The organism is Halomonas salipaludis (assembly GCF_002286975.1).
Taxonomy (GTDB): Bacteria; Pseudomonadota; Gammaproteobacteria; order Pseudomonadales; family Halomonadaceae; genus Franzmannia; species Franzmannia salipaludis.
This window is the reverse complement of record NZ_NSKB01000001.1, coordinates 210,500-229,492: the sequence shown is the minus strand read 5'-3', so window position 1 is coordinate 229,492 and position 18,993 is coordinate 210,500. Positions and strand designations below refer to the sequence as shown.

21 protein-coding genes are annotated in these 18,993 nt (G+C 66.4%); 5 read left to right on the top strand and 16 right to left on the bottom strand.

All coding sequences use genetic code 11. The features are described from left to right. The first annotated feature begins 200 nt into the window (after nt 1–200). The gene (gene ppsR / locus CK498_RS01200; protein WP_095619033.1) at nt 201–1,034 is read left to right on the top strand and encodes a posphoenolpyruvate synthetase regulatory kinase/phosphorylase PpsR; all 834 of its coding nucleotides are present in this window, start codon (nt 201–203) and stop codon (nt 1,032–1,034) included. A gap of 31 nt (nt 1,035–1,065) precedes the next feature. On the opposite strand, the gene CK498_RS01195 is transcribed toward ppsR, so the two are convergent. The 3 genes from CK498_RS01195 to CK498_RS01185 form a co-directional block, all read right to left on the bottom strand. Then, nucleotides 1,066–2,271 carry a CaiB/BaiF CoA transferase family protein gene (locus CK498_RS01195; protein ID WP_095619032.1) on the bottom strand — a complete coding sequence of 402 codons (1,206 nt, stop codon included), beginning with the start codon at nt 2,269–2,271 and terminating at the stop codon, nt 1,066–1,068. 283 nt (nt 2,272–2,554) lie between these two features. After that, nucleotides 2,555–3,736, bottom strand: coding sequence for an acyl-CoA dehydrogenase (locus CK498_RS01190; RefSeq protein WP_095619031.1), 1,182 nt, complete (start codon nt 3,734–3,736; stop codon nt 2,555–2,557). Between the two features lie 88 nt (nt 3,737–3,824). Next, nucleotides 3,825–4,958: an enoyl-CoA hydratase/isomerase family protein gene (locus tag CK498_RS01185; RefSeq protein WP_095619030.1), complete on the bottom strand. Its 1,134-nt coding sequence runs from the start codon at nt 4,956–4,958 to the stop codon at nt 3,825–3,827. Nucleotides 4,959–5,039: 81 nt separating this feature from the next. Between CK498_RS01185 and CK498_RS01180 the strand changes: the two genes are divergently transcribed. Further along, nucleotides 5,040–5,450, top strand: coding sequence for a MerR family transcriptional regulator (locus tag CK498_RS01180; protein WP_095619029.1), 411 nt, complete (start codon nt 5,040–5,042; stop codon nt 5,448–5,450). Nucleotides 5,451–5,508: 58 nt separating this feature from the next. Here CK498_RS01180 and CK498_RS01175 read toward each other — a convergent pair whose 3' ends face one another. The 4 genes from CK498_RS01175 to CK498_RS01160 all read right to left on the bottom strand — a co-directional run bounded on the left by CK498_RS01175 (nt 5,509) and on the right by CK498_RS01160 (nt 8,448). Next, entirely contained in the window at nt 5,509–6,087 is a 579-nt protein-coding gene (locus tag CK498_RS01175) for a hypoxanthine-guanine phosphoribosyltransferase (RefSeq protein WP_095619028.1), read from the bottom strand. Nucleotides 6,088–6,127: 40 nt separating this feature from the next. After that, complete coding sequence (gene nagZ / locus CK498_RS01170; protein WP_095619027.1) at nt 6,128–7,147, bottom strand: beta-N-acetylhexosaminidase; 1,020 nt, start codon at nt 7,145–7,147, stop codon at nt 6,128–6,130. Nucleotides 7,148–7,258: 111 nt separating this feature from the next. Then, nucleotides 7,259–7,780, bottom strand: coding sequence for a L,D-transpeptidase (locus CK498_RS01165; protein WP_095619556.1), 522 nt, complete (start codon nt 7,778–7,780; stop codon nt 7,259–7,261). Then, nucleotides 7,780–8,448, bottom strand: a complete 669-nt coding sequence (locus tag CK498_RS01160) for a TetR/AcrR family transcriptional regulator (protein WP_095619026.1) — start codon at nt 8,446–8,448, stop codon at nt 7,780–7,782. Before CK498_RS01160 ends, CK498_RS01165 begins: the two co-directional genes overlap by 1 nt. A gap of 166 nt (nt 8,449–8,614) precedes the next feature. On the opposite strand from CK498_RS01160, the gene lexA reads away from it, so the two are divergent. Both lexA and dinB read left to right on the top strand, forming a co-directional pair. After that, the gene (gene lexA, locus CK498_RS01155; RefSeq protein ID WP_095619025.1) at nt 8,615–9,262 is read left to right on the top strand and encodes a transcriptional repressor LexA; all 648 of its coding nucleotides are present in this window, start codon (nt 8,615–8,617) and stop codon (nt 9,260–9,262) included. A 14-nt stretch (nt 9,263–9,276) separates the two neighbouring features. Beyond that, nucleotides 9,277–10,329, top strand: coding sequence for a DNA polymerase IV (dinB, locus tag CK498_RS01150; protein ID WP_095619555.1), 1,053 nt, complete (start codon nt 9,277–9,279; stop codon nt 10,327–10,329). 13 nt (nt 10,330–10,342) lie between these two features. On the opposite strand, the gene CK498_RS01145 is transcribed toward dinB, so the two are convergent. Continuing rightward, a complete protein-coding gene (locus tag CK498_RS01145; protein WP_095619024.1) occupies nt 10,343–11,014 on the bottom strand; it encodes an energy-coupling factor ABC transporter permease in 672 nt (223 codons plus the stop codon). A gap of 18 nt (nt 11,015–11,032) precedes the next feature. Beyond that, complete coding sequence (gene purU, locus CK498_RS01140; RefSeq protein WP_095619023.1) at nt 11,033–11,887, bottom strand: formyltetrahydrofolate deformylase; 855 nt, start codon at nt 11,885–11,887, stop codon at nt 11,033–11,035. Nucleotides 11,888–12,123: 236 nt separating this feature from the next. Between purU and CK498_RS01135 the strand changes: the two genes are divergently transcribed. Next, entirely contained in the window at nt 12,124–13,695 is a 1,572-nt protein-coding gene (locus CK498_RS01135) for a ribonuclease J (protein WP_095619554.1), read from the top strand. Between the two features lie 103 nt (nt 13,696–13,798). Here CK498_RS01135 and CK498_RS01130 read toward each other — a convergent pair whose 3' ends face one another. The 7 genes from CK498_RS01130 to mobA form a co-directional block, all read right to left on the bottom strand. Beyond that, nucleotides 13,799–14,089, bottom strand: coding sequence for an H-NS family histone-like protein (locus CK498_RS01130; protein ID WP_095619022.1), 291 nt, complete (start codon nt 14,087–14,089; stop codon nt 13,799–13,801). A gap of 173 nt (nt 14,090–14,262) precedes the next feature. Continuing rightward, a complete protein-coding gene (moaA, locus tag CK498_RS01125) occupies nt 14,263–15,249 on the bottom strand; it encodes a GTP 3',8-cyclase MoaA (RefSeq protein ID WP_095619021.1) in 987 nt (328 codons plus the stop codon). After that, entirely contained in the window at nt 15,246–15,698 is a 453-nt protein-coding gene (moaE, locus tag CK498_RS01120) for a molybdopterin synthase catalytic subunit MoaE (RefSeq protein WP_095619020.1), read from the bottom strand. The genes moaA and moaE overlap by 4 nt, the downstream gene beginning before the upstream one ends. Nucleotides 15,699–15,700: 2 nt before the next feature. Then, complete coding sequence (moaC, locus tag CK498_RS01115; RefSeq protein ID WP_095619019.1) at nt 15,701–16,510, bottom strand: cyclic pyranopterin monophosphate synthase MoaC; 810 nt, start codon at nt 16,508–16,510, stop codon at nt 15,701–15,703. Nucleotides 16,511–16,523: 13 nt separating this feature from the next. After that, entirely contained in the window at nt 16,524–17,774 is a 1,251-nt protein-coding gene (gene moeA / locus CK498_RS01110) for a molybdopterin molybdotransferase MoeA (protein ID WP_095619018.1), read from the bottom strand. Then, nucleotides 17,771–18,334 carry a molybdopterin-guanine dinucleotide biosynthesis protein B gene (gene mobB, locus CK498_RS01105; protein WP_095619017.1) on the bottom strand — a complete coding sequence of 188 codons (564 nt, stop codon included), beginning with the start codon at nt 18,332–18,334 and terminating at the stop codon, nt 17,771–17,773. Before mobB ends, moeA begins: the two co-directional genes overlap by 4 nt. Then, entirely contained in the window at nt 18,331–18,942 is a 612-nt protein-coding gene (mobA, locus tag CK498_RS01100; protein ID WP_095619016.1) for a molybdenum cofactor guanylyltransferase MobA, read from the bottom strand. Before mobA ends, mobB begins: the two co-directional genes overlap by 4 nt. Between the last annotated feature and the right edge of the window lie 51 nt (nt 18,943–18,993).

The window sequence follows — 18,993 nt, the reverse complement described above, 5'->3', positions numbered from 1 at the left end:
GAGACCCCCTAGTTCAGGTGCGGAATACCGCTTGTGGCGGTATCGGCGCAAAGCGCGGCGAGGCCGCTAGCGAAGTGTGGCTCACCCTACCAAGCCAAGGCCATATTCGCCATTGGTCTAACAGCGAAGTCACTGGAGGATTTTTACAACACGCGGGGTTTTGTGTAGTAATCGCTCCACCGCGACCAGACGAGACCACCATGACCCGTACCGCCTTCTTCATTTCCGACGGCACCGGCATTACCGCCGAAAGCCTTGGCCGCAGCCTGCTGGCTCAGTTCGAGAGCGTCGATATCCGCATGCTCACCAAGCCCTACATCGACAGCGTCGACAAGGCCGAGGCACTGGTCGAGGTGATCAACGCCACCGCCGTGCGCGACGGCGCCCAACCGATCATCATCGACACCATCGTCGATGCCGACATCCGCGACGTGATCAGCCAGGCCAGCGGCTTCAAGGTCGATATCTTCTCGACCTTCCTCGAGCCGCTGGAGAAGGAGCTGGCCACGCGCTCTACCTATAGCGTCGGCAGCACCCACTCGATCGGCCGCGATGATGCCTACATGAACCGCATCGATTCGGTGCACTTCGCCCTCGACAACGACGACGGCGCGCGCACCCATCAGTACGACAAGGCCGATATCATCCTGGTTGGGGTGTCGCGCTGCGGCAAGACGCCGACCTCGCTCTACCTGGCGCTGCAGTTCGGCATCCGTGCCGCCAACTACCCGCTCACCGACGACGACCTCGACGAGGATGGCAGCCTCAAGCTGCCGGCGGCGCTGGCGCCCTTCCGCCACAAGCTGTTCGGCCTGACCATCGACGCCCGCCGGCTGGCGGCGATCCGCAGCGAACGGCGCCCCAACAGCCGCTACTGCTCGATGGATCAGTGCATGCAGGAGGTGCAGCAGGCCGAGGGACTGTTCCGCCAGATGCATGTACCGTTCATCGATACCACGCGCTTCTCCATCGAGGAGATCTCGACACGCATGATCGCCGAGACCGGCCTCAACCGGCGCTTGTCACCGCGCTAGCGGCTACCGCCGGGCGCAATGGCGCTGGACGCTACGCAATGATCCCCTGCTCGCGTAGCGCCTCGATCTGCTCGGCGTTGAGTCCCATCCCGGCGAGCACGCTGTCGCTGTCCTGGCCGAGTCCCGGCGGTGCACGCCGGCTGGTCTGGCCGTCGCCATCGAAACGCAGCGGATTGCCGATCTGGGGCACGGCATTGCCGCCTCGCTCGAGGGTAGTGACCATGCCACGATGCAGCACCTGGGGGTCATGCAGCGACTCGGAAATGGTGTTGATGGGACCGGCAGGGATGCCATGCGTCTCGAAGTCGGCGAGCCAGGCGTCGCGCGGACGAGCCAGCAGGCAGGCCTCGATCAGCGCCACCAGGGTGTCGCGGTTGGCGACCCGCGCGCCGTTGGTGGCGTAGGCCGGGTCAGTGGCCCATTCGGGGTGGCCGAGCAGCGTGGCGAAGCGCACGAACTGGCTGTCGTTGCCCACCGTCAGTACCAGGTAGCCGTCGGCGCAGGCGAAGGCCTGGTAGGGCACGATATTGGGGTGGGCGTTGCCGTGTCGCTGCGGATCACGCCCCGACACTAGGGTATTGAGGGCCTGGTTGGCCAGGGTCGCCAGCTGCACGTCGAGCAGCGCCACGTCGATATGCCGGCCGGCTCCAGTGCGCCCACGCTCGTGCAGCGCCGCCAGCACGCCCACCGCGGCGTAGAGCCCGGTCATTACGTCGGTAATCGCCACGCCGGTCTTCATCGGCATGCCTTCGGCGTCACCGGTGACGCTCATCAAGCCGCCCATGGCCTGGATCATGAAGTCGTAGCCGGCGCGGTGGGCATAGGGGCCGTCCTGACCGAAGCCGGTGATCGAGCAGCCGATCAGCCCTGGGTTGAGTTCGTGGAGGCTGGCGTAGTCGAGGCCATACTTCTTGAGGCCGCCGACCTTGAAGTTTTCCAGCAGGATATCCGCACGCGAGGCCAGTTCGCGCACCAGCGCCTGGCCTTCGGGGCGGGTGATATCCACCGCCAGCGACTGCTTGCCGCGATTGGCGCACAGGAAATACGCCGCTTCCAGCGGGTCGCCGGCGGCGTCTTCCAGCCACGGCGGGCCCCAGCTGCGGGTGTCGTCACCGCTGCCGGGACGTTCGATCTTGATCACCTGGGCACCCAGATCGGCCAGCAGCTGACCGGCCCAGGGGCCGGCCAGCACGCGTGACATATCGAGCACCACGATACCGTCGAGCGGTCCGCTCATCTTGTCTCCTTGATCACTCGGGACAGGGCTATCGGAGATAGGCAGCACCGCTCGAACGGATCCGGCGACAGGCCTGCAAGGAGGCGCTGTAAACCCGTCCCTGGGCGCTACCTTGCGCCCTGACTGCGCTCTCGCATCCTGCTTCGCTTGCAGGACCTGTGCTGGCCATCCATGGCCAGCCCGTTCGGAGCAGTGCTCCTCACCCATGGCGCAAACCTCCTTTTCGGCCTGTCCCCTGCGTCCTTCGCTTAGATGCCCCTACTACTCGGGCTAAGCCGGTCGATCAGTTGGAAAAGGCCTGAATGCCGGTCTGGGCGCGGCCCAGGATCAGCGCATGAATATCGTGGGTGCCCTCGTAGGTGTTGACCGCCTCGAGGTTCATCACATGGCGAATCACGTGGTACTCGTCGGCGATGCCGTTGCCGCCGTGCATGTCCCGCGCCACCCGGGCGATATCCAGCGCCTTGCCGCAGTTGTTGCGCTTGATCAGCGAGATCGCTTCGGGCACCAGCTGGCCGTCGTCGATCATGCGGCCGACGCGCAGCGCCGCCTGCAGGCCCAGGGCGATCTCGGTCTGCATGTCGGCGAGCTTCTTCTGGATCAGCTGGTTGGCGGCCAGCGGGCGGCCGAACTGCTTGCGGTCGAGGGTGTACTGGCGCGCCGCGTGCCAGCACGCCTCGGCGGCGCCCATGGTGCCCCAAGCGATACCATAACGGGCGCGATTGAGGCACGAGAACGGCCCCTTGAGGCCCTTGACGCCGGGCAGGATCTGCTCGTTGGAGACCTCCACGTCCTGCATGGCGATCTGGCCAGTGACCGAGGCGCGCAGGCTGAACTTGCCCTCAATCTTGGGCGCCGAGAGCCCGGCCATGCCCTTCTCGAGGATAAAGCCGCGCAGGTCGCCTTCATCGTCCTTGGCCCACACCACGAACACGTCGGCAATCGGCGAGTTGGTGATCCAGCTCTTGGTGCCGTTGAGCTTGTAGCCGCCGTCGATCCTGGTGGCCCGGGTGCTCATGCCGTTGGGGTCGGAGCCGTGGTCGGGCTCGGTGAGGCCGAAGCAGCCGACCCACTCGCCGCTGGCCAGTTTGGGTAGGTACTTGTCGCGCTGGGCGTCGCTGCCGAAGGCGTGGATGGGGTACATCACCAGGCTCGACTGCACGCTCATGGCGCTACGGTAGCCGGAGTCGACGCGCTCCACTTCGCGGGCAATCAGGCCGTAGCTGACGTAGTTGAGCCCGGCACCGCCGTAACCCTCCATGGTCGCGCCGAGCAGCCCCAGCTCGCCCATCTCGTTCATGATCTCGCGGTCGAAGCGCTCGTGGCGGTTGGCCTCCAGCACCCGCGGCAGCAGCTTGTCCTGGCAGTAGTCGTGGGCGGTCTGGTAGACCATGCGCTCATCTTCGCTGAGCTGGTCGACGAGGCGGAACGGGTCGTCCCAGGTGATCGGGGTAATCTGGCTCATGGTTGGCTCCGGGGTAGCGGCGTAATAATTTCTATATTTTCATAGAATGTAGAATAAAAGCGCCGCCAACGCTACCCCTATCCGCCCGTTAGCCCTCCTCGCCGAGCGAGGCCAGGGGGTGGTCATCGCGCTGCCAGGCGCTGTGCAGCATCGCCGCTACCTTCGCCGCAGGTACGCTCGAGACATCGGCGTGGGACCACTGCGGCTGCTTGTCCTTGTCGATCAGCAGCGCACGCACGCCCTCGGCCAGGTCGCCCTCCAGGCAGCAGCGCAGCGATAGGCTCAGCTCGTCGCGCAGCGCCTCGGCGAGGCTGGCGCGGCGATGGCGTTCGAGCATGCCCCAGGCCAGTTGGGCGGTGAGCGGGCAACCGTCACTGAGCCGGCGGCGATTGGCGTCCAGCCAGTCATCCTGCTCGGGGTCGGCGAGGATGGCCGCGCAGGCCTGGGCAGCATCAGCGGCGCTGGTGAGTGACTGGAGATGGTCACGCCACGGCCACAGCTGGGCGGGCGGTGCCTGGTCGCGGTCGGCCACCGCTGCCAGGGCCGAATGGATGGCGCGGTCATTCAGCGTCGTGTCATTGCCGTAGTCGGCGCGGCACAGTGCATCGATCAAGGCCTCGCGACGCTGGGCAGGCACCAGCTGGTCGGCCAGGCCGAGGTCGAGGGCGTCGCGGGCGTTGAGCTGCGCCCCGGTCAGTGCCAGGTAAGCACCGATACCCGGCGGCATGCGGTTGAGAAACCAGCTCGCACCCACGTCCGGGTAGAGGCCGATACTGATCTCGGGCATCGCCAGCCGCGAGCGCTCGCTGACCAGGCGGTGTCGGGCCCCGGCAAGCAGCCCCATGCCGCCGCCCATGACGATACCGTCGCCCCACGCCAGCAGCGGCTTGGAATAGGTATGCAGGCAGTAGTCGAGGGCGTATTCGGCGCTGAAGTAGCGCACCACGTAGTCGCGCGCCGCGTATGCGTCGCCCTGTAGCGCACGGTACAGGGCGACGATGTCGCCGCCGGCGCAGAACGCCCTGTCACCAGCACCCTCCAGCCATACCGCCACCACGCTGTCGTCGTGCTGCCAGGTCGTCAACTGGGCGTCGAGGGCCTCGATCATGTCCAGCGTCAGGGCGTTGAGGGAGCGTTCGGCGTCGAGTGTTGCCACACCGATACGGTGGCCATCTTGGGTCGGCCAGTGGGTAACGCGCAGGGGGGATGGGGTGTTGGACATCGGGCCTCCAGGCAGGATAGTGGATGCCCACAGCATGATCGGCGATTTACGTTAACGTCAACTCGCGGTACCCTGAACGGCATGACACCCGACAGCGCCCCCCGCACCTACTCGATCAGCGAGCTCTCGCGCATGTTCGAGGTCACCCCGCGCACCATCCGCTTCTATGAGCAGGAAGGGTTGCTGGAGCCCCAGCGCCGCGGCCAGACACGCATCTACCACGACAAGGACCGGGTGCGCCTCAAGCTGACCCTACGCGGCAAGCGGCTGGGCTTCTCGCTGGCCGAGATCCGCGAGGTGATCGAGCTCTACGACGCCCTGCCCGACGGCAACGCTCGCCAGCTGCGACGGCTGCTCGAGCTGCTGGCCGAGAAACGCGCCAACCTGCAGCGCCAGGAGGAGGACATCCGCCTGATGCGCAAGGAGCTGGACGACGTCGAGGGGCGCTGCCGCGAGGCGCTGTTGGCGCTAGCCGAAAACGCCGAGGGCTGACCCGGCGGGCCAGCCCTCGGTAGCGACGACCTGGCGCCGCATATTCAAAGCCGCTTATTCAAAGTCCTTTGGGCGCGAAGATCCCCGGCGCATTGCGCCAGTAGCCCTTGTAGTCCATGCCGAAGCCGAACACGTAGCGATCGACCACCTCGAGGCTGCAGTAGTCGGCGGTCAGCTCAGGCACCGCCTTGCGGTCGTGACGCTTGTCGACCAGCACCGCGGTGGAGATGCTCGCCGCACCGGCTTCTTCGCAGTAGCGCAGGATCGCCGCCAGGGTCGCGCCCTCGTCGAGGATATCGTCGACGATCACCACGTGGCGCCCGGCCATGGGAATCTCCGGCGAAACGCGCCAGAACAGCTCGCCGCCGCGCAGGCCACCGCGGTAGCGGGTGGCATGCAGGTAATCCACCTCGAGGGGGAACCCCAGCCGCGTCAGCAAGTGGCCGGTGGTGATCAGGCCGCCATTCATCACGCAGTAGAACACCGGCAGCTTGTCGCCCAGGTCGGCGCTGATCTCGTCGGCCATGCGATCGAGGGCGCGCTCGACGTCGGCCTGGGAGATCAGGCAGTCGGCGTTGTCCATCACCTCGCGCATGGTGGTGAGGGACTCATGATACAGGGGGTCGAGGTTAGGCATCGTTGTCCTGGGTCGCGGTATAGAGATGTATTCGTGCCCATCAGGCGTCGTGGCTGGCACTCAGGGCCTCGAGCCGCGCATGCACGCGGCGCCAGCGCGATAGTGCCGGCAACGTCTCGAGGCTCGGCCTGGCGCGTCCGTAGCGCAGCTTGGCCTGGCGCTTGCCGGCGCGATCGGCGCAAGCATCGAGGGCCTCCAGCGCCGCGGCGCGGTCATTGCACACCAGCACCATGTCACAGCCGGCATCGAGGGCCGCCAGTGCCGCCTGCCCAGGGCTGCCGGCGACCCGTGCCGCGGCCATCAGCAGGTCGTCGGAGAAGATCGCGCCCTTGAACCCCAGCTCTTCGCGCAACAGGCCAAGCCAGCTGCGCGAGAACCCCGCCGGCTTGTCGTCGAAGGCGCTATAGATGACGTGGGAGGGCATGATCCCATCGAGGCGCGAAGCCAGCTCGGCGAAGGGCCGCATGTCGTGCTCGCGCAGCGCCGAGAGCGGTCGTGGGTCCACCGGCAGCTCGTGATGCGAGTCTGCCACCACGCCGCCGTGGCCGGGAAAATGCTTGCCGATGGCGACCATCCCGGCATCGTGCAGGCCGCTGATGAAGGCACCGCCGAGCAGGCTGACGACCTGCGGGTCGGAAGAGAAACTGCGATCGCCGATCAATATCGAGTCACCGTCAACATCGAGCACCGGGGCGAAGGTGACGTCGAGACCGCAGGCGGCCATCTCCATGCCCAGCAGCCAGCCGGCATCCTGACACTGCTGCAGCACCGCCTGGGGATCGTCGTCGTAGCCGGCCGCCAGCTGCGCCATCGACGGCAGGCGGGTGACGCCCTGGCGCAGGCGCTGCACACGGCCACCCTCCTGATCGATGGCCAGCAGTAGGTCGGGGCGTACTCGGCGAATCGCCGCGCACAGCGCTTGAACCTGGACGGCATCCTCGACGTTGCGGGAGAACAGGATCACGCCGCCCACCTCGGGACGCTTGAGCATGTCACCTTCTTCTCGGCTGAGCCGGGGCCCTTCCAGGTCCAGCATCACCGGGCCGATAGGTTGCGTCATGTTCATCTTCCTTGGCAGAGAAGGAGCCGATTCTAGACCAACCGCCAGGCCGACAACAGGGGATGGCCCGGCGCCCCACCCTTAGAGACGACCAAGCTCGCCCTGGATGGGTCAGTCGTGGAGCCACACCGGCGTGCCGGCCGGGGCGAAGTCGAACACCTCGAGCAGCGCCGCATCGCGCAGCCGCAGGCAGCCGTGGGAGGCCGGGGTGCCCATCGGCTGATCCGGCGGCGTGCCATGCAGATAAATATAGCGGCGCTGAGAGTCGACCTGGCCGCCGCGGTTATACCCCGGCTCGAGTCCACACAACCACAGGATGCGGGTCAGGATCCAGTCGCGCGCCGGGTACTCGGCGGCCAGCGTCGCGTCGAACACCTCGCCGGTCGGGCGGCGACCGCGAAACACCGCGCCCGGCGGCTGGCCGTCGCCGATCGCCGCCCGCACGTAGTGCCAACCGAGCGGCGTCTGGCCGCTGCCGTCACGCTGCCCGATGCCTGTCGCACCGCTCGAGATCGGGTAGTCGGCGACGCGCTGGCGGCCCTGCCAGCACCACAGCCGCTGGGTCGTGAGATCGACCTCCAGCCAGTGGCCTGTCTCCGGGGGCAGCTGTTCGAGGCGCGGAGTAGTGACCATCATACCGCCGCCGGCAGGCTATCCGGCGCCGCGTCGGGCAGCGGCGCATTCATCGCCGCCACCACTACCGGGCGCAGGCGACGGATCAGGTCGCGCACGCTGACGTGGTCGCCGTAGTCCTTCTCGGCGATGTCGCGCAGCGCATCCAGCCCCGAGAGGGTGAAGATCACCGTGCCGAGCACGAAGTGCAGCCGCCAGAAGCGTTCGGCTTCGGGCAGCTCGGGGGTGGCCTTGCGCACCAGCTCGGAGAAGCGGCTGAACACGCTGCCGTAGTGATCCTGAATATAGCGCCGCAGGTGCCCCTGGGCCTGGCTGTAGGCCAGCCCCAGCAGACGCATGAAGACCTTCAGGCTGTTACGCTCGGCGGGGACATCGAGCACCGTTTTTGCCATGCTCTCCAGCAACACCTCGAGCGGTATGACGCGGCCGGCGTACTCCGTCTCGAGCTCATCCAGGGCAGCGTGGAAACGCTCGGTGAAGGGGTCCAGATAGCGCGCAAACACGGCCTGGATCAACGCCTTCTTGGAGCCAAAGTGGTAGTTGACCGCGGCCAGGTTGACCTTGGCCTTGCTGGTAATGTTGCGCAGCGAGGTCTCCGCGAAGCCTCGCTCGGCAAACAGCACCTCTGCGGTGTCGAGAATGCGCGTCACGGTATCGGGTTGTGCCATGTACCCCCCTGCCGAATTGGTAAACGGTTGTTTTAAACGTAATCATATTCTACGCAATATGACACTTGGTCACAAACATCGCGTTTTAAACGCTACAACGCTTTTACTGGATACTCAGCCATACTGTATACTTAACCAAACACCGCCACCCACTTGCGGAGGTCACATGACCCGCCCTCTCACGCCACGCCAGCAGAACGTCTACGACTTCATCGTCAAGACCATGTCCGAGCTGGGCTATCCGCCAACCCGTGCCGAGATCGCCCGGGCCCTGGGCTTTCGCTCGCCCAACGCCGCCGAGGAGCACCTGCGCGCGCTGAGCAAGAAGGGCGTGATTCGCATGGTTGCCGGTACCTCGCGGGGCATCCGCCTCCCCGCCCAGGAGCAGGATCCCGAGCTCGACGCCAGCGCCCAGCCCGGCCTGCCGATCATCGGCGAGGTGGCCGCCGGCAGCCCGATTCTGGCTGCCGCCCACATCGATCGCCACTGTCCGCTGCCGCCAGAGTACTTCACGCCCCGCGCCGACTATCTGCTGCGGGTGCGCGGCCTGTCGATGAAGGACATCGGCATCCTCGAAGGCGACCTGCTCGCCGTGCACCGCACCGAGCGCATTCGCGACGGCCAGATCGTGGTCGCCCGGCTCGAGGATGAGGTCACCGTCAAGCGCTTCAAGCGCCAGGGGCACCAGGTGTGGCTAACCGCCGAGAACGAGGACTTCGCCCCCATCGAGATTGACCTGCGCCATCAGCAACTCGAGATCGAAGGCATTGGCGTTGGCGTGATTCGCGGCGGTAACGGCCAGGCGCTGGGCTAAGCCTCAGCCGCATGATGCGCAAGATCCTGCACGCCGACTGCGACTGCTTCTACGCCGCGGTGGAAATGCGCGACCGGCCCGCACTGCGCGAGGTGCCGCTGGCAGTGGGCGGCAGTGCCGAGCGCCGCGGGGTGGTGGCGACCTGCAACTACCCGGCGCGCGCCTTCGGCGTGCGCAGCGCCATGCCCACCGCCAAGGCGCTGCGGCTGTGCCCCGAGCTGGTGGTACTGCCTCCCGATTTCGAACGCTACCGCGCCGTCTCGCAGCAGATCCAGGCACTGTTTGCCGAGCTCACCCCGCTGATCGAGCCGCTGTCGCTGGATGAGGCCTACCTCGACGTCAGCGAGGTCGAACGCTTCCGCGGCAGCGCCACCTGGATGGCCAGCTGGCTCAAGGAGCAGACCCTGGCACGCACCGGTATCACCCTGTCGGTGGGTGTGGCGCCGAGCAAGTTCCTGGCCAAGATCGCCAGCGACTGGGACAAGCCTGACGGTCTCACGGTGATTACCCCCGATGCCGTGGAGGATTTCCTGCGTCCGCTGCCGGTAAGCAAGCTGCACGGCGTCGGGCCGGCCACTGCGGCCAAGCTCGAAGGACTGGGCATTCACACCTGCGACGATCTGCGCCAGCGTTCGCTGGCCACCCTGCTTGAGCGCTTCGGCAAGTTCGGCCGCCACCTCTACCAGTTGGCCCGCGGCATCGATGAGCGCGAGGTGAAGATCAGCCGCGAGCGCAAGTCGGTCAGCGTCGAGACCACTTTCGACCGCGACCTGCCCGACCTTCCCGCCTGCCGGCAGGCGCTGATGCCGCTGTTCGACAAGCTGCAGCAGCGCCTGGCACGCCACGATCACCCGCCCAGCGACAAGCGCTTCGTCAAGGTGCGCTTCGACGACTTCAGCCTGACCACCATGGAGGGCATGGGCAGCGCCGGCGACCCGCAGGGCTTCCAGCACCTGCTCGAGCAGGCCTGGCAGCGCGGCGCACGCCCGGTGAGACTGCTCGGCGTCGGGGTTCGGCTGGTCCCCGAAGACGCCCAGCGGCAGCTGACGCTATTCGACGAAGCGTGACCGCCTGCGGCCGCTACTTGGTATCGATATAGCGCCGGGAGTTGAACGTCGCCACCCACTCGGGATGATAGACCACCAGCACGCTGAGCAGCATGCCGCTGATAAAGGCCTCGGAGGGCATCAGCAGCGGCAGGAAACGCGCATACTCCGAGGCCAGGAACCACGCCTCGGGGTCGCTGGTACCGAGACCGACGATGGCTAGCGTGGTCAGCCCACTGGCCAGGGTGGCAAGCGCCGTACCGAAGAAACCGCAGACGAACACGAACACTGGCAGGTTATCGGCCAGCCAACGATCCACCAGCCGCCAGGCGATGACCATCACCAGCGCCGGCACCACCCCGCTGACCAGCACGTTGACCCCCAGCAGCGGCCAGGCCACGCGCCCCAGCAACACCATGCCAAGATTGACCGCCAGGCAGATCAGCAGCGCCAGCGGCGCCTTGAAGATCAGCGTCAGCAGCGCGGTGAATACCAGGTGCAGGGTCAGCCAGTCCACCGCCTGAGCACGCAGCTGCCATAGCAGCAGTACCGCCACCAGCGCCGCTAGCCAGCGATGCTGCAGGGCGACGTCGGCAAGCAGCGCCCGCCACGGCCGCTGGGCCAGGGCCAGGCCCAGCACCGCGGCACTGATCAGCCAGCCGAGCCCCAACATCCAGGGCATCAGCACTACCTCGGCAAAGGTCATGGCGCGCTCCGTGTTCGATCAGGCGAAGACGACCGTTTTGTTGCCGTGGATCAGCACCCGGTCCTCGAGGTGCCAGCGCAGGCCGCGGGCAAGCACCGCCTTCTCCACATCGCGCCCGAAGCGCACCAGGTCATTGGCGGTGTGGCAGTGGCTGACACGGTGAATGTCCTGCTCGATGATCGGCCCGGCGTCGAGCTCTTCGGTAACGTAGTGGCAGGTGGCGCCGATCAGCTTGACGCCGCGCTCGTAGGCCTGATGGTACGGCTTGGCACCGGCGAAGGACGGTAGGAAGCTGTGGTGAATATTGATCACCCGTCCGGCATAGCGCTGGCACAGCGCCGGCGGCAGGATCTGCATGTAGCGCGCCAATACCACACTGTCGGCGGCGGCTTCCTCCACCAACCGCTCCACCTCAGCGAACGCCTGGGGCTTGGTGTCCGCACTGACCGGTACCCGGTGGTAGGGAATGCCGTGCCACTCGACCAGGGCACGCAGGTCATCGTGATTGGAGATCACGCAGGGGATCTCGCAGTCGAGCTCGCCGGCAGTCCAGCGATACAGCAGGTCGACCAGGCAGTGGCTCTCCCGCGACACCATCAGCACCACCTTGGGACGTCTGGTGGTATCGGTGAGCGCCCAGTCCATCGCGAACTCCGTGGCGATCGGCGTGAACGCCTCGCGCAGCTGCTCGGCATTCAACCCCACCGAGTCGGCGAGGATTTCGTAACGCATGAAGAAACGGCCGGTAGCCAGGTCGGAGTGCTGGCTGGCTTCGGTGATCGAGCCGCCCTGGCGCGCAATGAAACCAGACACGCGGGCAACGATCCCAACCTGATCGGGACAGGACACGACCAGACGATAGTAATCGGACATCGGGTAACCATCAGTGGAAAAGAGAAGACGCCATGGCGCCGCCAGGCTCGGCGTTAGTGTAACGAATTCAACGGCATCGGAACACGCGCGTTGTGGGGCCGGCGAGCCTTCCCGTATGATGAAAGTCCGCTCTCATCAGGCCGCAGCCGCTCATGCCGCAACCCCGCGTTACCGTTCGCCGTCGCCAGCACCCGCCGCTCAAGCTGCTGCCCCTCGGTGGCTGCGGCGAGATCGGCATGAACCTTACGCTTTACGGCTATCAGGATCACTGGCTGGCGGTGGACTGCGGGATGATGATTCGCCAGGACCTGCCCGACACGCCGCTGCAGGTACCCAACCTGACCACCCTGGCGAGCTTGGAGATCGCACCCCAGGCGCTGATCATCACCCACGGCCATGAGGACCATATCGGCGCGGCGGCGTGGCTGTGGCCGCGCTGGGGTTGTCCAATCTACGCCACGCCGCTGGCCGCCGGCCTGCTGCGCGCCAAGTTCCACGAACGCGGCCTGGCGAGTGATGCGATCAAGGTGATCGAACCCGGCGAGGCGCTGGACAACGGCCCTTTCAGCCTGCGCTACCTGCCGCTGACCCACTCGATTCCGGAAAGCTGTGCGCTGCTGATCATGACCCCGCATCACAAGGTCCTGCACAGCGGCGACTGGAAGCTCGACCCCGAGCCGCTGATCGGTGCACCGATGGACCCGGCGCTATTCCAGTCGCTGGCGCCGGTCGACCTGGTGATCGGCGACTCCACCAATGCCACCCTGCCCGGCCATTCGCGCAGCGAGGGCGACGTCGCCCGGGCACTCGAACGTACCCTGGCCGCCTGCCCCGGGCGAGTGATCGTCAGCTGTTTCGCCAGCAACCTGGCGCGGGTGCTGGCGGTGGGTCGTGCGGCGGCGCGCACCGGCCGCCGAGTGTGCCTGATGGGACGCTCCATGGAACGCATGGTCGGCGTGGCGCGCGGGCTCGGCTATCTGGATGACCTGCCGCCGCTGGTGCCGGTGCGCGATCTCGGCTACCTGCCCCCCGAGGAGGTGCTGGTGATCGCCACCGGCAGCCAGGGCGAGCCGCGCGCTGCGCTGTCGCGGCTGGCGCAGAATCGTCATCCCCACTTCGAGTTGGTGGCCGGCGACAGCGTGATCTTCTCGGCCAAGGCGATTCCCGGCAACGAGCGCTTGATCGAGCGCCTGCAGCTCGGCCTGCGTCGGCTCGGCGTGACCCTCTTCGATGAGCATCAGCATCCTGAACTGCACGCCTCCGGGCATCCGGCCCAGGGCGAACTGGCGACCTTCTATGACTGGATCAAGCCGCGCCACCTGCTGCCGGTACACGGCGAGCGGCGCCATCAGCAGGCGCACGTAGCACTCGCCGAGCAGCTCGGCATCGCTGCCCCGCTGATTCCGGTCAACGGCGACCTGATGCGCTTCGATGGCCAAGGCCTGCAGCTCGAGAGCCGCCACCCACAGCCGCCCTGCATCGTCAGCCAGAATGCCGTGACCCCGGCGCCGGGCCTCAACGGCAGCGATGCATCGCGCCGCGGCAGCCTGTTCCTGGCCATCACCGTGACGCCCGACGGCGACGGCTGGACCCGTATCGGCCGGATGGTGGTCGATGACAGTGCCGCCTCGCATCTCGATGCAGATGACCTGGGGGACTGGCTCGACCATCAGTTGCAGGAGCTCGACGCCGACGACCTCGCCGAACTGCGCCGCCGGCTCCAGCCGCGCATGATCGACTACCTGGGTGAGCGCATGCGCCATCTGCCTACCGTGCATCTGCAGCTGCTGGCCGGCGAACCCCACTAGCGATAGCCCACCGGCCCCACCTACTGCGACGCCTCACCCACACGACAAGGCGAGCCCGGAGGCTCGCCTTGTCACTGTGCCGAATTGCCGTTGGCTCGACGAGTCACTCTTTCTTGGCGTTCTTCGGCGGGCGCCCACGACGACGCTTGGGCTGCTCGCCGACCAGGTCGTCCAGAGAAAGCCCGGCGTCGTTGATGGCCTCACGAATCTCGGCCAGCTTGCGCTCCTTCATGGCTTCCTCTTGCTGGCGCTGCTTGTCCTCGTCCTGTTTCTGCTCGATCACTTCGCCGATGACCTCGGCGAGTTTGTGCAATTGCTCCATGCTCAGCTGACGCGCCGCGGCACGAGCAACGTTCTTATTGCGAGCGATACGCTCCAGAGATTCGGAAGACATCGGCCTCCTCCTTAGTAAAAGTCAGGGAACACATACACGCGATACCTGGCTAAAAAGTATAAGCCGATATTACGTCATGGCAAGAAAAGACCGCAAGAAAAAACCCGCCACTCTCGATCGGTAGGGCGGGCGTTGGCGGCAGACAAGTATCGCCAGGGTGGCAGAATTGTCCGCTAGCCTCCGGTCATATTCATAAAGCGAACCACCTGAACGTCCCCGTCGGTGGTGAAATGGTGGCGCTCGGGCTTGAGCGGCATGGCATCGATAATTGCCGTCTTGAGGGCATCCATATCCCCCGGATGGCGGCGCAGTACCGCGCGCAGATCTACCGAGTGCTCATTGCCCAGACACAGCAGCAGGCGCCCTTCCACCGTGACGCGGACACGATTGCATGTCGAACAGAAGTTATGGCTGTGGGGAGAGATGAAGCCGATCCGCGAGTCACTGTCGGCCATGCGGAAGTAGCGCGACGGCCCAAGGGTGCTCTCGGTAGTAGGCAGCAGCGGATAGCGTGCCTCGATCAGCTCCTGCACCTCGTCACTGGAACAGAAGGTTTCCGCACGGGAGTGATCCGAGACGTCGCCAAGCGGCATCTCCTCGATAAAGCTAATGTCGAGGGCTTCACGGCGCGCGAACTCGACCAGGTCGACCACTTCATCGTCGTTGCGCCCCTTGAGCACCACGGCATTGAGCTTGATGCGCTCGAAGCCTGCGTCGCGGGCGGCGCGAATGCCGTCGATCACCTTGTGCAGGTCCCCGGTGCGGGTAAGCTGTCGAAATTTTTCGGCATCCAGCGAATCGAGGCTGATATTGAGTCGCTTGAGGCCGCCATCGCGCAGCGCCTTGGCGTGCTTGACCAGGCCGGCACCATTGGTAGTCATGGCAAAGTCGGCGAGCCCCAGGCTGCCAATCTCGTCGACCAGCTGCTCGATGCCGCGCCGTACCAGCGGCTCGCCGCCGGTCAGCCGGACCTTCTCCACGCCGAGCTCGACGAAGGCCCGCGCCACCATTGACAGCTCTTCCAGGGTCAATATCTGGGCGCGCGGCAGGAAGGTCATCTCCTCGCTCATGCAGTAGACGCAGCGGAAATCGCAGCGGTCGGTCACCGAAATACGCACGTAGCGCACGCGGCGGTTGAAGTCATCGATCAACGTCGTCATACAGTCTCCCAACGGCGTGCAGCATGTTTGTCGGTGCTTCGCTCAGCCACCCAGTAGTCGCCGTGACAGGTGTGTTCTTTCTTCCAGAACGGCGCCCGTGTCTTGAGGTAGTCCATGATGAAATCACAGGCCTCGAACGCTGCGCGCCGGTGCGCACTGGCCACCGCCACCAGCACGATAGCATCGCCCGGTAACAGCTTGCCGACCCGGTGAATCAGCCGTACGCCGTCAAGCGGCCAGCGCTGCTCGGCCTCAGCGACGATCTGCTCCAACGCCGCTTCGGTCATGCCCGGGTAGTGCTCGAGGCTCAGCGCCTCGACGTCGGGTTTCTCATTGAAGTCGCGCACCAGGCCAGTGAAACAGACCACCGCGCCGATATCGCTACGCCCCTCGCAAAGCGCAAGCTGCTCGGCGCCGGGATCGAACGATGCCTGCTGGATTCGAATCATCATCAACCTCCCGTGACGGGGGGAAAGAACGCCACCTCGTCACCTTCGGTCAGCGGCGTATCATCGCCACCCATGACTTGATTGACGGCGCACAGGATGCGCCCCTCTTCGAGTAGTGCGAAGTTGGCATCGCGCGCCTTGAGAGCCTGTTTGAGCGCGGCGACGTCAGGACGTGCCAGCGAGGCGACGGGAATTTCCAGCTCGCTTACGCCCAGCCGCTCGCGCAGTTCAGCCAGGCACTTGACCCGTACGCTGCGCGAATCGGCATGCGGCCCGAGGCTTACTTCACCACTGTAGCAGTCATCGGTGACGATCTGAGGGCCAACGCTTGGCGGCATCTCACTGCGGCGATAGTCGCCGGACTTGCCGCCGGTCTTGGATAGCAGACGGATCGCGCCGATCTGCATATCCTTGTCGACGGCCTTGCACATGTCATACAGCGTCAGGCAGGCCACCGAGACTGCCGTCAACGCCTCCATTTCGACCCCGGTGCGGCCGTTCAGACGGCAGGTCGCGGTGACCTCGACACAGCTGCGCTGCTCGTCGAGGCGAAAATCGACGCTGACCTTGGACAGCGCCAGTTGGTGACACAGCGGGATCAGCTCATGGGTGCGCTTGGCTGCCTGTATGCCGGCGATGCGTGCGGTAGCCAGTACGTCGCCCTTGGGCAGGCCGCCCTCGGCCAGCAGCGCGAGCGTCGCTGGGCGCATGCTGATGCTGCCGCCCGCCAGCGCCTCACGGCGGCTCTCCTGCTTGTCGGCGACATCCACCATATGGGCCTCGCCGCGGGCGTTGAGATGGGTCAGGCTCATAACGTTGCATGCCTCATATCAGACTGTCGAAGGGTTGCAGGGTCACGGTCTCGCCGCCGGCCACCCCTGCACGCGATGCATCGATCTCGATCAAGCAGTTGGCCGCGCTCATCGAGGACAGAATACCCGAGCCCTGGGCGCCGGTACTGCGTACCCACAGCTGGCCGTCGGCGTCGCAGCGGTAGACCCCGCGCAGGAAGTCGACGCGCTCCAGGCGGCTCTTCAGCGGCGCCTCGCTGCGCGCCGTCAGCCGCGGTGGCTGCCAGTCCGGCTCGCCCTGCAGGCGCCGCAGCACCGGCTGCACGAACTCGAGAAAGGTCACCATCACCGCCACCGGGTTGCCCGGCAGGCCAAAGAAGGGAACCTGGCGCGCCCCCAGTCGGCCGCAGGCCAGCGGCCGCCCTGGGCGAATGGCGATACGCCAGAAACCGAGCTCGCCGAGCTCATTGAGCGCCGCCTTGATCCAGTCGGCCTGGCCCACCGAGACACCACCGCTGGTGATCAACATGTCGTGGTCACGGGCGGCGTCGCCCAGGGCGCTGACCACCTCGTCGCGGCGGTCGGCAAGAATCCCCAGGTCACAGACCTCGGCGCCGAGCCGCGTCAACATGCCGTGCAGCGTATAGCGATTGGCATCATAGATGCCTACCGCCGGCAGCGGCTGGCCGGGCGCAGTAACTTCATCGCCGGTGGAGAAGATCGCCACCCGCGGCCGGCGATATACCCGGGCCTCGGCCAGCCCCAGCGAGGCCAGCAGACCGAGATGCTGGGGCTGCAGCCGAGTACCGGCCTCCAGCACCCGCTGACCGCAGGCGATGTCCTCACCGGCCTGGCGCACGTTCTGGCCGCGCTGGACGCGCTCGGTGCGGCTGATCTCGACCGCCTGATCGCCCACGGCCTCGAGCTGCTCGCTCATGATCACCGTGTCCGCACCCGCGGGCAGCGGCGCGCCGGTGGTGATGCGCAACGCCGTGCCCGCCGCCAGCGGCAGCCCCCAGCGCTGCCCGGCCAGTACCTCGCCGACCACCGGCCAGCGCCGCACCGGGCGCTCGGGCCAGGCCAGCGCGATGCCATCCATCGCCGCATTGGTGTTCTGGGGCACGTCGATGGGCGACACCAACGGCTCGGCCAGCACCCGGCCCAGCAGCGCCTCGAGTGGCAGCCGTTCGCTGTCGAGGGAGGTGGCGAACAGTGCGTCAAGGGCGGTGCGCGCCTCGGCGACGCTTAGCATGCGCTCGCCGAGCTCGAAACACGACAGTGTCATGCCGGCACCTCCCGCGGCAGCGCCTGCTGCGGCCAGCGCTGCTGCCAGGCGGCGACCCAGTCGCACAGCCGCTGGTGATCGTCCAGGTCGAGCGCTTCGACGCCGGCCGGCAGATCCAGCATATCGGGACTGGCAACCGCCCGCACCCAGGGATCGTCGGGCGCCAGCAGCGGCTTGCCCAGCGCCGCGCGGTGCAGCTCGAGCTTGGGCAGCGGCCAGGCCTTGAAGCCTTCGACCAGTACCAGGTCGGGGGCCAGCGGCGCCAGTTGTGCGAGCAGCTGCGCCAGGTCCGGCTCGGCGGCGTCGGGCGTATTGAACATCAACGCGGTGCGCGCCCGCGAGGCGATCAGCATCGGTGCCGCACCCGCCTCACGCAGGCGGTAGCTGTCCTTGCCGGGCTGGTCGATATCGAAGGCATGATGCGCATGCTTGACCACCGCCACCTTGATCCCGCGGACCTGCAGCCGTGGCAACAGGGCCTCGAGCAGGGTAGTCTTGCCGGTGCCGCTCCAGGCGGCGATACCCAGCAGCGGTAGCTGCGCGTCGAAGGTCAGCGTCATCGCGATTCCGTTGGCATGCCATTGCCCAGGCGCTGCTCGAGGACCTGGCACTGTTCGGGATTGTTGAGATTGGCGAAGGCCTCGGGGCAGTCGCTGAAGTCGACGTAGCACTGGGCGTGACGGGCGTACCAGCGGTCGATCTTGCGCTCGCCGGCAGCGAGTGCCGTAGCCAGGTCGTCAGCCAGTTCGCGGCGCATCAGTGCCACCACCGGGTGGGCACGCTCGCCGTCATGAGCGACGGCGATGTCGTGCTCGCCGATGCCTTGCCATAGCCGCGGCACTAGCGCCATGGGCAGCGCCGGGGTGTCGCAGGGCACGACCACCACCCACGCCTGGCGTGCGGCCAGCAGGCCGCTCCAGATGCCCATCAGCGGCCCTTGGTAGCCCGCTTCGCGATCGCTCACCACACGGCAGCCCAGCGTCCGGTACTCCTCAAGGTGGCGGTTGGCGTTGATCACCACCTCCTCGACGTAGGGCGCCAGGCGCTCGCGCACGTGGGCGACCAGTGGCCGGCCCAGGAAGGTGCTGAGGCCCTTGTCGCAGCCACCCATGCGCCGGCCCTGGCCGCCGGCAAGAATCACTCCGCTAAGCGGCAGCCGCTGGTTCATGTCACGCCCCTCGTCGTTTACCCCACGATCCTGATCGGATTTGACCGAACG